Below are 15,072 nucleotides of genomic sequence, written 5' to 3'. Positions count from 1 at the left end.
TCACGACTGCCGGGCGATGATCGCGAGCAGCAGTTCGGCGCGCACCCGCGCCACGTCCAGCCTGCAGTCGATCAACGACTCGATCCGCGCCATGCGGCTGCGCAGGGTGTGCCGGTGCACGCCCATCGCCGCGGCCGCCGACTCCCAGTGCCCGTTCGCCTCGAGGAACGCCCGCAGCGATCCCAGCAGTTCCGTGCCGTTGGTGCGGTCGTAATCGTCGATCGGCGCGATCATCGTGTCCGCCAGGGAGTTCAGCACCTCCCGCGTCGAGCTGAAGGCGAGCAGCGCGCTACCGGTCAGCGCCGCGAACTCCAACGGCTCGGCCCCCGCCTCGGCGGCCGACGCGGCGAGGTGGGACTGTTCGATGGCCGCCACCAGACCGGCGACCTCCCGCTTCCCGCTCAGCCCCGCACGGATCGCCTTCCGCGCCGGCCCGGACAGCCCGCGCAGCATCGCCCGCGCGAAGTCCACGTCGTCGGTTCCCCGCAGCAGAACCGTGACCCGCGTGTCGTGACGGCGCGAGAAGAGCTGCCGCCCGGCCTTGTTCATGGCGACCGCGACCGCCGACTCCACCCGTTCCGCGAGTGCCGGTGTCTCGGCCACGACCGTGAGTCCGCGGACCATCCCGTCCGCGTCCGCGGCGTGCCGGATCTGCGACCAGGCGGGCGCGAGGTCGCGGTCCTCGGTGAGCAGCAGGCCGAGGGCGTGCGAGTTGAGCCGGTTCTGTGCGGTCCGAAGTCGGACCGGCTTCTCGAAATCCAAGGCGAGCAACGAGTTCGCGTGACCGAGCAGGATCTGGTCGACGTGGCTGAGCGCGGTGGGGCTGATCACGGCGAGGTGTCCGTGCGGTGTGCTGCCGACGCTGATCTGCTGCACGGTGATCGACGCGCCCGACCGTGCCAGCGACACGCTGCTCGACGCCCCGCCGGTACCCGCTTCCAGCACGTCCCGTAGTTCCCCGATCACATCCTCCGCGGGCTGCGCCGGATGGGATTCCAGCACCCGGCCGGACAGGTCGAGGAGCAGGACGGTGGCCGACGTGGCGACGGCCAGCTCGCGCACGGTGGCGCCGGTGCCGCCCTGGATGACGGCCCGGGTCATCCGCGGTTGGGCCCGGGACGCGCGCAGCACCGCCTCGTACTCCTGCTCCGCGAGTCGGTTCATGACCCGCTTGACCACGGCCGCGAAGGGTGTCGGCAACGGCACCTCGAGCAGTGGCAGCCCGATCTCGTCGGCGACGGCCACGAGGTCCTCGGGGACCTCCGGATGGGAGAGACCAGTGCCGAACCCCACCGCCGCCACCCCGGCTTCACCGAGGCCGCGCAGGTATCGGGCCCGGTCGGCGGCGGTCAGCGGAAGCCGGATGCCGGTGGTGAGGAGCAATTCGCCGCCGGAGAGCCACCGGAAGGGGTCTTGCAGTTCGGTGGTGTGGGCGAACGTGATCTCGTTCCCGAGACCGGCGGCGCCACCCTTCAGCTCGAGAGCCAGGTCCGGCTGGGACAGCATCCAGCGAACGGGAACGGTCATGTCGGCTCCTGCGCATTGCGGTCGGGTCCGTGCCACCCTGACCGGTCGGGATCGGGATAGCGCTGGACAAGTTGGCCAGCGAAGCACGGACGACTACTCCATTGTGTCAGACGTCGACCCTCGGGCGACGCCGAAACTCAACATTAACGAATTGAGTTCGTTTGACCCCTTGCGTACGGGGCGCGCCCTCCGCATACTTAACGAATCCCATTCGCTAAGTGACCCACGTCTCACGCGGGCCGCCACCCGAGACACGGAGTTGTCGTTGACCCACCCCAGGATTCCCACGTGACCGCCGCCGTCCGCGTCCCACTGACACTCGGCCGCGGTATCGCCACGTTCAGCGTCTTCGTCGTCGGCTACATCACGGCCAATCTGATCCCGCTCATGATCATCGCGATGGTGGACGATCTCGGCATCACCCAGACCGTCGCCGGCGCCGTCCTCACCGGCTCCCTGCTGGCCACCGCGCTCGTCTGCCTCGCGACCACCCGGTGGGCGGCGGGGCGCTCGCGCCACCTGCTCGGCCGCGTCAGCCTCCTCGTGATGGCTGCGGGATTCGCCGTCGCCGCCACCGTCCACTCGGCCCCGATCGCGTGCGTCGCGATCATCGTCGGCGGGATCGGTGCCGGTGGCGCGGTCGCGGTCGGCGGGGCGGCCCTGGCCGCGCTGAACAATCCGAACCGGGTGTCCGGGATCAACGGGCTCGTCAACCGCACCGCGGTTACCGGGATACTGGCACTGATCCCGATCCTCGGCCTGCACATGACCAATGCGTTCGGGATCGTCGCGGTGCTGGCGCTGGCGACGGTGTTCACGATCATCTGGTTGCCGTCCGCCCCTGCCGTCGAGGACGACTCGGCGAGCACCGCGCACACGGCGACCCCGTTGCCCGAGGGCGTCACCGAGAAGAAACTGGCTGTCGCCGGCTTCACCCTGCTCGTGCTCTTCGCGATCTGGGCGATCGGCGAGGACTCGCTGTGGGCGGTGTCCGGCATCATGGGCGCCGAACACGCCGCCCTGACGGAACAGCAGATGGGTCTGGCCCTCAGCCTCTCCACCGCGGGCGGCATCGGCGCCGCCCTCGTCCTGACGGCGCTCGGGTCACGCCTCGGACGCACCGTCCCCACCGCCGTCCTCCTCGTGCTCGGCGCCGCCCTCAAACTCGGCTCCTGCCTGGCCACCGATTCGACGACGTATCTGGTGCTCATCATCGCCTGGAACACGGTGTACGCCGCGGCCTTCATCTACGTGGTGGCCATCGCGGCCGCGCTGGACTCGTCCGGCCGCTGGTCCGCCCCGCTCCTCGGGACGTATCTGGTGGGGTCCGCATTCGCCCCGCTCTTCGGCACCCTCGTGACCGGCGCAGTCGGCTACGTCGCGTTCGGCTGCGTCCTGGCGGGCATCAGTCTCGTCCTGCTCGTGCCGATCGTGTCGATCGCCCGCCTGTCGACGCGCACCGAGCGCGCCTCCGCGTCACCCGGACAGGATCCCACTGCCCGGTACACCACCTCGGTCGTCGTCTGACGGAAAGAGAGAACACCATGAACACCGACACGGCGACCCACTACCGCGGCGGCCGGATCTTCACCGCCGCCGAACCCGCCTGGGCCGAGTCGATGATCGTCGAGGGCGATCGCCTCACGTACGTCGGCGACACCGCGACCGCCGACACGCTGTCCGGCGGCGCCCGCGTCGTCGAACTCGGCGGGGCCTTCGTCCTGCCCGGCTTCATCGACGCCCACACCCACCTGCTGATGATGGGTCAGGCCCTCCAGAAGGTGGACCTGCAGAGCGCCGCCGATCTGAACGACATCCAGGACCGCATCCGCCGATTCGCCGCCGAGAACCCGGACGCACCCCGGCTCCTGGGACGCAGCTGGCTGTATTCGGCACTCGACGGGCACCCGCCGACGCGGCAGATGATCGACGCGGCCGAGGCCGACCGCCCCGTGTACCTCGATTCCAACGATGTGCACTCGGCGTGGGTGAACACGCCCGCGCTCCGCGAACTCGGCATCGACGCGGACACTCCCGACCCGATCGGCGGCCGGATCGAGCGCGATCCCGTCACCGGCGAGGCCACCGGCATGCTCTACGAGACGGCGGTGACCCAGATCGTGTGGCCCGCCCTCGCGAAGCTGGTCAGCGACACCGAGCGGGACGTCGCCCTCGCGGAAGCGTTCGAGCAGTATCTCGCGGACGGCGTCACCGGGGCGGTCGACATGGCGCTCGGCGCGGACGAGCTCGAGGCGCTCGAACGCGCGCTGGCCACCGGCGGGGACACGCTGCCGCTCCGGGTGGCCGGGCACTGGCTGATCGAACGAACCGACTCGGACGAGGAGAACGTCCGCCAGGTGCACGAGGCGGTGGAACACCACAGGCGACTGCAGGGTCCGTGGCTGCGGATGGCCGGGATCAAGATCATCATCGACGGCGTCATCGACAGCTGCACCGCGGCGATGAAGGAGCCGTACTCGGACGGCACGAACGCCGAACCGATCTGGGATCTCGTCTCGCTGGCACCGGTGGTCGTCGCGGCGGATGCCGCCGGCCTGCAGGTGGCGCTGCACGCGATCGGCGACGAGGCGTCGGAGATCGCGCTCGCCGCGCTCGAACAGGCGATCGCCGCCAACGGGATTCGCCCGCGTCGGCACCGGATGGAGCACCTGGAGACGATCACGAAAGACAACGTGCAGCGGCTTGCGCGCCTCGGCGTCGTCGCGTCGATGCAGCCGGTCCACGCCGATCCGGCGATTCAGGACAACTGGCGGGCGATGCTGGGCGATCATCGGGTCGAGCGGGCGTTCCCGTGGCCCGAGATGACCGCCGCGGGCGCCGTCCTCGCGCTGGGGTCCGACGCCCCCACGGCGCCGCATCCCCCGCTGCCCAACATGTACATCGCGACGACGCGCAAGTCCGCGATCGATCCGGGGCTCGCACCCAACCTGCCCGAGTACGCACTGCCGATGGCGGACGCGCTCGCGCACGCCACCCGCGACGCCGCCTACTCGTGCCGCTGGGACGACCTCACCGGTCAACTCGTCACGGGCAAGGCCGCCGACTTCGTGGTCCTCGACGGTGATCCGTTCACCGCCGGCGCCGATTCCCTTCTCACCGCGCGGGTGCAGCTGACCGTGGTGGCGGGCTCGGTGCGCCACGAGGCGGAGGTGGCAGGCAGCCACCCGGCGTAGCCGACGCAGCCGGCCCGGTCAGTCCCGTTCGGCTGCGGCGTCTTCCGTGACGCCGCAGCCGATCTGTTCACAGAACCCCAGCATCGCCGCGCGCGCGGCACCGACGGTGATGAGACTGTTTCCCCCGACGATGTGCAGCCCGTAGGCGTCTTCGAGGGCCACCAGATTCATTGCCGCCTGGTCGATGTCGCCGCGCACGGCGAACTCCCCCGCCGCGTGCCCGTCGCCGAGGATGGCGCGGTACGTCGCGAGCTGCCGCAGATACATCTTCTGCACAAGTTCGTCGTGCAGCGCCGAAGTGCCTGTCATGAAATCGAATTCGTAGAGCAACCGCATCAGGGTGTCGTCGGGACCGCTCGGCAGTCCGGCGTCGATGGCCGTCCGCAGCTTGGCGGGGTACGACGACTGCGCGGCCACCGCCTCGTCGCGCAGATCGCAATAGCGCTCGGTGCCCGCCCGGTGGGCCTCGACGAGAAGCGAATCCAGATCGTCGAAATAGTAGAGCAGCGCGCCGCGCGTCAGGCCCGCGCGCTTCGCGACATCGGTCAGGGACAGCGACCTGAGCCCGTGCGCGGATCCCGCCTGGAGTGTCGCCTCGATGAGCTCGGAACGCCGCTGCTTCTGAGTGTTCGGTCGCGCCATGCCGTTGACACTAGCCGACGTGATCTGTGACACTCGGCCCAGTTGTTTGACGGACCTGTCAAAAAACTATTTCGCCCCTCCCCCTCCCCGAACGGACAGCTCATGGACCAGACCGCCCGGCCACCCACCGCCACTCCCCCCGCCGCACCCGGCACCTACGAGGCCTCGCTCTCCCGGAGCATCGGCGTCGGCGGAAACATCCTGATCACCCTGTCGTCGATCTCGCCGGCGTCGAGCGTCTTCATCCTCGGCGGTTCGGCGCTCGCCCTGTTCGGCACCGGCGTGTTCTGGGCGTTCCTCGTCGCCGGCGTCGTGAGCATCCTCATCGCCTTCTGCTACGCCGAACTCGCGTCCGCGTATCCCGTTGCCGGCGGCGACTACTCGCTCGTGTCGCGGGCACTCGGACCGGCCTTCGGCGTCGCCACGTTCTTCATCAGTCTCATCTCCCTGCCGCTGATCATCGCCGTCTTCGCCCTCGGGGTCGCCGACTACCTGGGCGTCGCGATCCACGGCCTGTCGCCGCAGCAGACCGCGCTCGTCGTGGTCGGGATCACCACCGTGACCGCATGTTTCGACATCCGCACCAACGCGTGGCTCACCGGGGTTTTCCTGGGCGTCGAGATGGCGGCGCTGGCTCTGCTCACCGTCCTCGGTTTCGTCCACATGGAACGGCCACTGACCAGCCTCCTCAGCCCGGAGGTTCTCGATCCGAGCACCGGCAACCTCGCACCACTGGCGATCTCCGGACTGATGCTGGCCGTCACCCAGGGAATTTTCGCGTACAACGGGTACGGCGGCGCCGTCTACTTCGCCGAGGAGACCAAGAACGCGGCCCGCTCGATCGCGAAGGCAGTGATCTGGAGCGCCGTCATCACCGTCGCCACCGAACTCGTCCCGCTCATCGCGATCATGGTGGGCGCCCGCTCGCAGACCGAACTCTTCGGTTCCAGCCTTCCCGTCGAGGCATTCCTCACCGAACGCGCCGGTCACGCCGTCGCCATGGTGGTCCTGCTCTCGATCGCCCTCGCCGTGATCAACGCGATCATCGCGATCACGCTGCAGGCGGGCCGGCTTCTCTACGCCGCAGCCCGCGATCGCGCCCTCCCCGAGACCGTCGCCGCGCCGCTGCAGACCGTCAGCGCCAAGGGCCGCGTCCCCGTCCTCGCCACCGTCGTGATGGGCGCCATCGCGTTCGCCGCGTGCTTCGTCCCGCTGGACGTCCTGCTCACCGCCACCGGGTCGACCCTGACGTTCACGTACCTGTTCATCGCGCTGGCCGCGATCAACCACCGCCGCGGCGGCACCACCCGAACCGGCTACCGCATGCCGTTGTGGCCGCTGGCCCCGGGAATCTGCATCGCCGCGCTCGGCCTCGTCTTCGTCGTCACGCTGCTCGACCCGGAGCAGTGGCTCAGCCTCGGCATCTCCCTCGGACTCGTCACCGCCGGCTTCGTCTACTTCGCCCTGTACCTGCGACCGCGCAAGAACACCCACCTGCTGTTGCTGAACGCCGCCCCCGAGGAGAACTGCTGATGCTCGACCTGCTTCTGACCAACGGCGTCGTGCGCACGTTCGACACCACCGGCCGGGCCGAGGCCGTCGGCATCGCGGACGGCCGGATCCGGTACGTCGGGACCACCGAGGACGCCCCCACCGCCCGGCGCACCATCGACCTGCGAGGGCGACTGCTCACCCCCGGGATCATCGACAGCCACAACCACCTTCTCCTCGGATTCGATCCCGACGCCGTGAGCCTCGAAGGCGCACACGACCTCACCGAGGTCCGGCGACGGATCGGCGCACACGCGGCCGCCCGCCCCGACCTCGACTGGATCTGCGCCGAGAACGCCGTCTACTCCGTGGTGACCGGGCGCCGCCCGAACGCCGCCGACCTGCGCGGCCTCACGGACCGTCCGGTCTTCATCACCACCTACGACCAGCATTCGGTGTGGCTGAACGACGCCGCACTGCGTGTCCTCGGAATCGACCGCGGCACCCAGATCCCCTGGGGACGGCCGGAATTCGACGACTACGGCGTCCCCACCGGCTGGGTCACGGACTTCTACACCAGCGCGATGACGCGGGCCGGTCTGGCCGGTCTGCAACGCGACATCCCGATGTACTCCCCCGACCGCCGCTATCGGCGCATCACGTCCAGTCTGGAAATGGCGACCGCGAGCGGTATCACGACCGTCGTCGAACCGCAGGTCCCGCTGGCCGAACTCGATCTGATGTACCGGGCGCGCGCCGAGGGGCGTATGAACTCGCGGGTGATCACCGCCCTGTTCCACCCCGTCGGTGCCGACGCCGCGTTCCGCCGCGACCTGCGGGAGGCCGTCGACGGCGCACCCGTCGACGACATGCTCCGGCTCGGGCCGGTCAAGCTGTACGCCGACGACGTGATCGAACCGCACACCGCGGCCATGCTGTCCGACTACGCGAACCGGCCGGGGCACCGCGGCGCGCCCAGCCTGCCGCCGCAGGAGTTCACCGCGATGCTCACCGAACTCGACCGTCTCGGCTTCCAGACGCACACCCACGCCACCGGCGACTGGGGTATCCGGCTGGCGCTCGACTCGATCGAGCACGCCGGCCGCGCGAACGGCACGGTCGACCGGCGGCACGGCATCGTCCACGTCGAATGCCTCCATCCCGAGGACCTTCCCCGCTTCCGGGAGCTCGGCGTGGTCGCGGCGATGCAGCCGCGGCACTGCTCTCCCGACCTCGTCGCCGGAACGTGGATGGAGAACGTCGGCGAGGACCGGTGGGACCGGGCGTGGCGATTCCGTTCGCTCGCCGAGTCGGGGGCGGCGCTGGCGTTCTCGAGCGACTGGCAGGTCGGGGAGATGGATCCGCTCGTCGGCCTGTACTCCGCCCTCACCCGCTCGGGCCTGGACGGCCGGACCGGCTGGACTCCGCGCGAACGGATGGACCTGGATTCGGCGTTGCGGGCATACACCCGGGGTGGCGCGTGGGCGTGGCACGCCGAGGACGAGCTCGGAGTGATCCGTCCGGGTGCCCGCGCCGACCTGGTCGTCTGGTCCGCGGACCTCTACACGCTCGAGCCCGGGCAACTGCTGGACCAGCGGGCCGACCTCACCCTCGTCGGCGGCGCGATCGTGCACGACGCCGCCTCCGCGAGCGCCGTTGCGGACGTGCCGTTCGCCGGCTCCGGCGCGGCCGGCCACACCTGCTCGCACGGGTGACGCCGGATTGGACAACTCGGCGCGGCGGGGGGCGCGTCTTTCACCATTTTGTCAGCTGCCCCTGGCTTGTGAGGCAGCGCACACTTGTTTTCAGATGCTCTGCAACTCCGGACCCCGGTCGGACTGTTCGACCGACGGTCCGTTCCGAACCACGAGTTTCGACCCCACGAGAGGAACCGGTACGAATGTCGATCGACGTACTCGAGAACTACATCAACGGTGAGTTCGTCGCCTCATCCGCGACGGAGACGCTGGACTTGATCAACCCCGTGGACGAGAGCGTCGTCGGGCGTGCGCCCGTCTCCACCAAGGCCGACGTGGACGCCGCCGTCGAGGCGGCCGAGCGGGCCTTCGTCTCGTGGGGCAAGACCACCCCGAGCGTGCGGCAGACCGCGTTGCTGAAGCTCGCCGACGCGATCGAGGCACACAGCGACGAACTCGTCGAGGCGGAGTGCCGCAACACCGGGCAGCCCAAGCAGGTCATCGCCGACGAAGAGATCAAGGTGGGCGCCGACCAGCTCCGCTTCTTCGCGGGCGCGGCCCGGATGCTCGAAGGCAAGGCCGCCGGCGAGTACATGGACGGCTTCACGTCCTACGTGCGCCGCGAGCCGATCGGTGTCGTCGGTCAGGTCACCCCGTGGAACTACCCGTTCATGATGGCGCTGTGGAAGATCGGCCCCGCGCTCGCGGCAGGCAACACGATCGTGCTCAAGCCCAGCGACACCACCCCGAACAGCACACTCGTCCTGGCCCGGCTGACCAAGGGGATCCTGCCGGACGGCGTCTTCAACGTCGTCCTCGGCAACGGCGAGACCGGCGCCACCCTCGTGGAGAACCCGGCCCTCGGACTGGTGTCGATCACCGGATCCGTGCGCGCCGGTATCGCCGTCGCCGTCTCCGCCGCCCGCCAGCTCAAGCGCGCCCACCTCGAACTGGGTGGCAAGGCCCCCGCCATCGTCTTCGGTGACGTCGACATCGAGAAGACCGCGAGCGGCATCGCCGAGGCCGCCTTCTTCAACGGCGGCCAGGACTGCACCGCCGCCACCCGCGTCCTCGTCCACGAGTCCATCCACGACCAGCTCGTCGACGCCCTCGTCCGCAAGGCCGAGACGCTCAAGCCCGGCCTGCCGGACGACCCGGACACGTTCTACGGCCCGCTCAACAACGTCAACCACTTCAACGCGGTCAGTTCCAAGATCGCCTCGCTCTCCACCTCGGCCAAGATCGTCACCGGCGGAAAGCGTTCGGGAGAGCAGGGATTCTTCTTCGAACCCACCGTGATCACCGGCGTCGACCAGCGCGACGACATCGTGCAGGAGGAGACGTTCGGGCCCATCCTCACCGTGCAGAGCTTCTCCGACGAGAAGGAGGCCGTCACCCTCGCCAACGACGTCCGGTACGGTCTGGCGTCGAGTGTGTGGACCAACGATCACGGCGTCACGCAACGCCTCTCGGCCGCACTCGATTTCGGCGCCGTGTGGATCAACTGCCACATCCCGCTCGTCGCCGAGATGCCGCACGGCGGATTCAAGTACTCCGGCTACGGCAAGGACCTCTCCGGCTACGGCGTCGAGGACTACACCCGCATCAAGCACGTCATGAGTTCCCACGACTGACGTCGCCCACCCCATACCCATCCACGTCACGACCCTGAGGACTGCACCATCATGAACGACATCCAGTACCGGCTGCCGCAGAAGCGCGCCCTGGTCACCGAGCTCCCCGGCCCGAAGTCGGCGGCCCTCACCGCACGCCGCCGCGCCACCGTGGCCGCGGGCGTCGGCTCCAGCGTCCCCGTGTACGCGGCGGATGCCGACGGTGGTGTGGTCGTCGACGTCGACGGCAACTCCCTGATCGACCTCGGCTCGGGCATCGCGGTCACCAGCGTGGGCGCGTCCGATCCGGCCGTCGCCGAGGCGGTTCGGGAGCAGGTCGGGCACTTCACCCACACCTGTTTCATGGTCACCCCGTACGAGGGCTACGTCCGCGTGGCGGAGGAACTCGCCGCCCTCACCCCCGGCGACCACGAGAAGCGCACCGTCCTGTTCAACTCGGGCGCGGAGGCGGTGGAGAACGCGATCAAGGTTGCTCGCCTCGCCACCGGCCGCGACGCCGTCGTCGCGTTCGACCACGCCTACCACGGTCGGACGAACCTGACGATGGCCCTCACCGCCAAGTCGATGCCCTACAAGGCCCACTTCGGTCCGTTCGCACCCGAGGTGTACCGGCTCCCCATGTCCTACCCCTACCGGGACCAGGACGGACTGACCGGCGAGCAGGCCGCCCAGCGCGCCATCAGCCAGATGGAGAAGCAGATCGGCGCCGATTCACTCGCGGCGATCATCATCGAGCCGATCCAGGGCGAGGGCGGATTCATCGTTCCCGCCGAGGGATTCCTCCCCACCCTGGTGAACTGGGCCCGCGCCAACGGCGTCGTGTTCATCGCCGACGAAGTGCAGACCGGGTTCTCCCGCACCGGCGCCTGGTTCGCGTGCGAGCACGAGGAGATCGTCCCGGACATCATCACGATGGCCAAGGGCATGGCGGGCGGCATGCCGCTGTCCGCGATCACGGGCCGCGCCGAACTCCTCGACAAAGTGCACCCCGGCGGTCTGGGTGGCACGTACGGCGGCAACCCCGTCGCGTGTGCCGCCGCACTCGCCGCGATCGACAGCATGCGGAAGTTCGACCTGCCCGCTCGCGCACAGCACATCGGCGACCTGGCCCTGCCGCGGCTGAAGGCCCTGGCCGCCGACGTCGGCGTCATCGGTGACGTGCGCGGGCGTGGCGCGATGCTCGCGATGGAGTTCGTCAAGCCCGGCACCGACGAGCCGGACGCCGAACTGACGAAGGCGATTGCCGCACATGCGCTCGAACAAGGTGTCATTCTGCTGACGTGCGGTACCTACGGAAACGTCATCCGACTGCTTCCGCCGCTGGTGATCAGCGACGACCTGCTCGACGACGCCCTGACCGTCATCGAGCAGATCGTGCGCTCGCTCGTCTGACCCGTGCGCCTTTTCGGTAGTCACCGCAACCGAAAAGGCGCACGAGCACGAAGTGCCCACCCCACGACCAGAGGAGACACCATGACCCGGACGACCACCGGCACGTTCCATCCTCTGGACCCGTTGGGGGCGGACGAATTCGCGCAGGCCGCGGCCGTCCTCGCCCGGGAACACGGGGTCGGGGACGGCTGGCGGTTCGCGTCGATCGAACTGGCCGAGCCGGGCAAGGCCGAGGTGTCGGCGTTCGACGCGTCGGGCACCGTCCCGGACCGACGGGCCATCGTCGTGTGCTTCGACCGCAACAGCGGAGACACCTACAAGGCGCTCGTCTCGCTCACGGGAGACAACGTGGTCTCCTGGGAGCACATCCCGGACGTCCAGGCGAATTTCACGGTGGACGAGTGGGAAGAGGCGGACGCCTTCCTCCGCGGGCACCCGGACGTGATCGCGGCGCTCGCGAAGCGCGGGGTCACGGACATGAGCCTGGTGTTCATGGACGTGTGGACGTACGGCGACGCGGTGACCCCGGAGAAGTACAAGGGGCGCCGGCTCGGCTGGTCGGACACCTGGGTCCGGGCGGCCGAGGGCGCCAACCCGTATGCGGGCCCGGTCAACGGTTTCCACTGCGTGATCGACGTCAACAAGATGGAACTGCTCGAGATCGAGGACACGTTCAGCGTCGAACGTCCCGAGGTCATGGGCGAATACGTGCCCCGGCACATCCCGGAACGGATCCGCGACGCGAGCACCCGGCCGCCGTTGAAGCCGTTGGACATCGTCCAGCCGGAGGGACCGTCGTTCACGCTCGAGGGCAACAAGCTCGAGTGGCAGAACTGGTCGCTGCGGGTGGGGTTCAACTACCGCGAGGGCATGACCCTGCACGCGGTGACCTACAACGACAACGGCCGGGTGCGCTCGATCGCGAACCGGATGTCGTTCGCGGAAATGGCGGTGCCGTACCGCGACACCAGCACCGATCACTACCGCCGCACCGCCTTCGACATCGGCGAGTGGGGCATCGGGTTCATGACCACGTCACTCACCCTGGGCTGCGACTGCCTGGGCGAGATCCGGTATCTCGACGCCGTACTCCACGACAGCCACGGTGTGCCGTTCACGATCGAGAACGCGATCTGTATCCACGAGGAGGACAACGCCGTCCTCTGGAAGCACGTCGACCACGATGCGGGCGCCGAGGTGCGCCGCATGCGGCGGCTGACGGTGTCGACACACGTGACGGTCGCGAACTACGAATATCTCGTCTACTGGCGGTTCTACCAGGACGGCAACATCGAATGCGAGGTCCGCGCCACCGGGATCATGGTGGTCAGCCACTTCCCGGAAGGCGGGGAGCACCCCAGCGGGACGCTCGTCGACAACCGCACGTACGCGCCGTTCCACCAGCACTTCCTGGTGGCCCGCCTCGATCTCGACGTGGACGGCACCGAGAACACGGTGTACGCGACCGAGACCGAGGTGGTGCCGATGGGCCCGGACAACCCTCTGGGTCTCGCGCTGCGCCAGAAGAACACCCCGCTGCGCACCGAACTCGAGGGCCGACAGGACTTCGACTGGCAGAGCCAGCGGGCGTGGAAGGTCGTCAACGACAACACGACCACCGGACTCGGCACCGCCCCCGCCTACAAGCTCGTTCCCGGCGGCGCGATCCCGTCGATGTTCGACCCGGCGTCGCCGATCTTCCAGCGCACCGGTGCGATCGGGCACACCGTCTGGGTGACCCCCAACTCCCCCGACGAACGCTGGCCTGCCGGGGAATTCGTGAACCAGAGCAAGGACGATCACGGACTTCCCGAGTGGACCGCGGCCGACCGGCCGATCGAGAACACCGACGTGGTGCTCTGGTACACGTTCGGGATCCACCACATTCCCCGGCCGGAGGACTGGCCGATCATGCCTGCCGACACCGTGTCGTTCTGGCTGAAACCGGTCGGATTCTTCGACCGCAACCCTGCCCTCGACGTCGCCCCCACCCCGGAGGCGTGCGATCACCACCATTCCCACCACGAGGACTCCGATGACTGATTTCGAACGGCTCCGCGCCACCCTGCCCACCGGTCTGTGGATCGACGGCGCCCAGACCGACCCGATCGACGGCGGCACCTTCCCGGTCTACGACCCCGCCACGGGAACCCTCATCGCCGACGTCGCCGACGCCGGTGGCAAGGACGCGATGCGCGCACTCGACTCCGCCGCCGCCGTCCAGGAGGAATGGGCGGCCACGGCCCCGCGGCAGCGGTCGATCATCCTGCGGTCCGCGTGGGAGAAGGTCATCGAGCGCACCGACGACCTCGCACTGCTGATGACGATGGAGATGGGCAAGGCCCTGCCGGAGAGCCGCGGCGAGGTGAACTACGGCGCCGAGTTCCTGCGATGGTTCAGCGAGGAAGCCGTCCGCATCCAGGGCCGCTACACCACGTCACCGTCGGGCAGCGGCCGGATCATGGTCACCAAGGTCCCCGTCGGACCCACCCTGGCCGTCACCCCGTGGAACTTCCCGCTCGCGATGGGCACCCGCAAGATCGGTCCCGCGCTCGCCGCCGGCTGCACGATCATCGTCAAGCCCGCCGAGGACACCCCGCTCACCATGCTGCTGCTCGCCGAGATCTTCGGCGAGGCAGGCCTGCCCGCCGGTGTCCTGTCGGTGCTGCCCGCGTCGAACGCCGCCGCCGTCACCGAACCGCTGCTCGCGGACCCGCGCCTGCGGAAGGTGACGTTCACCGGATCCACCCGGGTCGGCAAGATCCTCATCGAGCAGTCCGCCCAGCAGGTTCTGCGCACCTCGATGGAACTCGGTGGCAACGCACCGTTCGTCGTCTTCGACGACGCCGACATCGACGCCGCAGTCGAGGGCGCGATGGCCGCGAAGATGCGCAACGGCGGCGAGGCCTGCACCGCGGCCAACCGCCTGATCGTCGCGAACTCGGTGCGCGAGGAATTCACCACCAAGCTCACCGACCGGATCGCCGCACTCACCGTCGGACCGGGCAGCGAAGACGGCACCAACGTCGGCCCCCTCGTCAACGAGAAGCAGCGCCGCAACGTGGCGTCCCTCGTCGACGACGCCGTCGCTGCGGGCGCCCGGGTCCGCACCGGCGGCAAGTCCGTCGACGGTCCCGGCTACTTCTTCCAGCCCACCGTCCTCGACGAGGTGCCCGCAAATGCGCGCATCGTCCGCGAGGAGATCTTCGGACCCGTCGCCGCGATCACCGGTTTCGACACCGAGGCCGAGGGTGTCGCCGCCGCCAACGACACCGAATACGGTCTCGCCGCGTACATCTACACGCAGAACGTCGACCGTGCATTCCGCGTCGCCGACAAGCTCGAGAGCGGCATGGTCGGCGTCAACCGCGGCGTCATCTCCGACGTCGCCGCGCCGTTCGGTGGAGTCAAGCAGTCCGGCCTCGGCAGCGAAGGCGGCACCGAAGGCATCGAGGAGTACCTCGAGACCAAGTACGTCGGCTTCGCGTAAACCAC

10 protein-coding genes are annotated in these 15,072 nt (G+C 69.0%); 8 read left to right on the top strand and 2 right to left on the bottom strand.

Annotation, left to right across the window (positions count from 1 at the left end):
• On the bottom strand, positions 1-1,527 hold the full coding sequence (locus tag CJ177_RS01190; protein WP_095867131.1) for a PucR family transcriptional regulator: 1,527 nt from the start codon (positions 1,525-1,527) through the stop codon (positions 1-3).
• A gap of 288 nt (positions 1,528-1,815) precedes the next feature.
• On the opposite strand from CJ177_RS01190, the gene CJ177_RS01185 reads away from it, so the two are divergent.
• Together CJ177_RS01185 and CJ177_RS01180 are read left to right on the top strand one after the other, a co-directional pair.
• On the top strand, positions 1,816-3,054 hold the full coding sequence (locus tag CJ177_RS01185) for an MFS transporter (RefSeq protein ID WP_095867130.1): 1,239 nt from the start codon (positions 1,816-1,818) through the stop codon (positions 3,052-3,054).
• 17 nt (positions 3,055-3,071) lie between these two features.
• The gene (locus CJ177_RS01180) at positions 3,072-4,721 is read left to right on the top strand and encodes an amidohydrolase (protein ID WP_095867129.1); all 1,650 of its coding nucleotides are present in this window, start codon (positions 3,072-3,074) and stop codon (positions 4,719-4,721) included.
• Positions 4,722-4,739: 18 nt separating this feature from the next.
• Here CJ177_RS01180 and CJ177_RS01175 read toward each other — a convergent pair whose 3' ends face one another.
• Positions 4,740-5,363, bottom strand: a complete 624-nt coding sequence (locus tag CJ177_RS01175; RefSeq protein WP_179443143.1) for a TetR/AcrR family transcriptional regulator — start codon at positions 5,361-5,363, stop codon at positions 4,740-4,742.
• 102 nt (positions 5,364-5,465) lie between these two features.
• On the opposite strand from CJ177_RS01175, the gene CJ177_RS01170 reads away from it, so the two are divergent.
• The 6 genes from CJ177_RS01170 to CJ177_RS01145 all read left to right on the top strand — a co-directional run bounded on the left by CJ177_RS01170 (position 5,466) and on the right by CJ177_RS01145 (position 15,067).
• The gene (locus CJ177_RS01170) at positions 5,466-6,896 is read left to right on the top strand and encodes an APC family permease (protein WP_061700243.1); all 1,431 of its coding nucleotides are present in this window, start codon (positions 5,466-5,468) and stop codon (positions 6,894-6,896) included.
• The gene (locus CJ177_RS01165; protein ID WP_095867127.1) at positions 6,896-8,569 is read left to right on the top strand and encodes an amidohydrolase; all 1,674 of its coding nucleotides are present in this window, start codon (positions 6,896-6,898) and stop codon (positions 8,567-8,569) included. The genes CJ177_RS01170 and CJ177_RS01165 overlap by 1 nt, the downstream gene beginning before the upstream one ends.
• Positions 8,570-8,754: 185 nt before the next feature.
• Positions 8,755-10,185 (top strand): gamma-aminobutyraldehyde dehydrogenase, encoded by a 1,431-nt coding sequence (locus tag CJ177_RS01160; protein WP_095867126.1) that lies wholly within the window; start codon positions 8,755-8,757, stop codon positions 10,183-10,185.
• Positions 10,186-10,236: 51 nt separating this feature from the next.
• Complete coding sequence (gene gabT / locus CJ177_RS01155; protein ID WP_005238605.1) at positions 10,237-11,577, top strand: 4-aminobutyrate--2-oxoglutarate transaminase; 1,341 nt, start codon at positions 10,237-10,239, stop codon at positions 11,575-11,577.
• Positions 11,578-11,658: 81 nt separating this feature from the next.
• Positions 11,659-13,620, top strand: coding sequence for a primary-amine oxidase (locus CJ177_RS01150; protein ID WP_095867125.1), 1,962 nt, complete (start codon positions 11,659-11,661; stop codon positions 13,618-13,620).
• The gene (locus tag CJ177_RS01145; protein ID WP_095867124.1) at positions 13,613-15,067 is read left to right on the top strand and encodes an NAD-dependent succinate-semialdehyde dehydrogenase; all 1,455 of its coding nucleotides are present in this window, start codon (positions 13,613-13,615) and stop codon (positions 15,065-15,067) included. The genes CJ177_RS01150 and CJ177_RS01145 overlap by 8 nt, the downstream gene beginning before the upstream one ends.
• Positions 15,068-15,072: the final 5 nt, after the last annotated feature.

Origin of the sequence: Rhodococcus sp. ACPA1 (genome assembly GCF_002300195.1) — a bacterium.
GTDB lineage: Bacteria > Actinomycetota > Actinomycetes > Mycobacteriales > Mycobacteriaceae > Rhodococcus_F > Rhodococcus_F opacus.
The sequence above is the reverse complement of the archived record's forward strand: the minus strand, read 5'-3'. Positions and strand labels throughout refer to the sequence as shown.

What these genes read in the sequence shown, in the direction of transcription:
- CJ177_RS01180 (WP_095867129.1), top strand. Translation starts at nt 3,072, where the DNA reads ATGAACACCGACACGGCGACCCACTACCGCGGCGGCCGGATCTTCACC.
- CJ177_RS01190 (WP_095867131.1), bottom strand. Translation starts at nt 1,527, where the DNA reads ATGACCGTTCCCGTTCGCTGGATGCTGTCCCAGCCGGACCTGGCTCTC.
- CJ177_RS01175 (WP_179443143.1), bottom strand. Translation starts at nt 5,363, where the DNA reads ATGGCGCGACCGAACACTCAGAAGCAGCGGCGTTCCGAGCTCATCGAG.
- gabT (WP_005238605.1), top strand. Translation starts at nt 10,237, where the DNA reads ATGAACGACATCCAGTACCGGCTGCCGCAGAAGCGCGCCCTGGTCACC.
- CJ177_RS01160 (WP_095867126.1), top strand. Translation starts at nt 8,755, where the DNA reads ATGTCGATCGACGTACTCGAGAACTACATCAACGGTGAGTTCGTCGCC.
- CJ177_RS01170 (WP_061700243.1), top strand. Translation starts at nt 5,466, where the DNA reads ATGGACCAGACCGCCCGGCCACCCACCGCCACTCCCCCCGCCGCACCC.
- CJ177_RS01150 (WP_095867125.1), top strand. Translation starts at nt 11,659, where the DNA reads ATGACCCGGACGACCACCGGCACGTTCCATCCTCTGGACCCGTTGGGG.
- CJ177_RS01165 (WP_095867127.1), top strand. Translation starts at nt 6,896, where the DNA reads ATGCTCGACCTGCTTCTGACCAACGGCGTCGTGCGCACGTTCGACACC.
- CJ177_RS01145 (WP_095867124.1), top strand. Translation starts at nt 13,613, where the DNA reads ATGACTGATTTCGAACGGCTCCGCGCCACCCTGCCCACCGGTCTGTGG.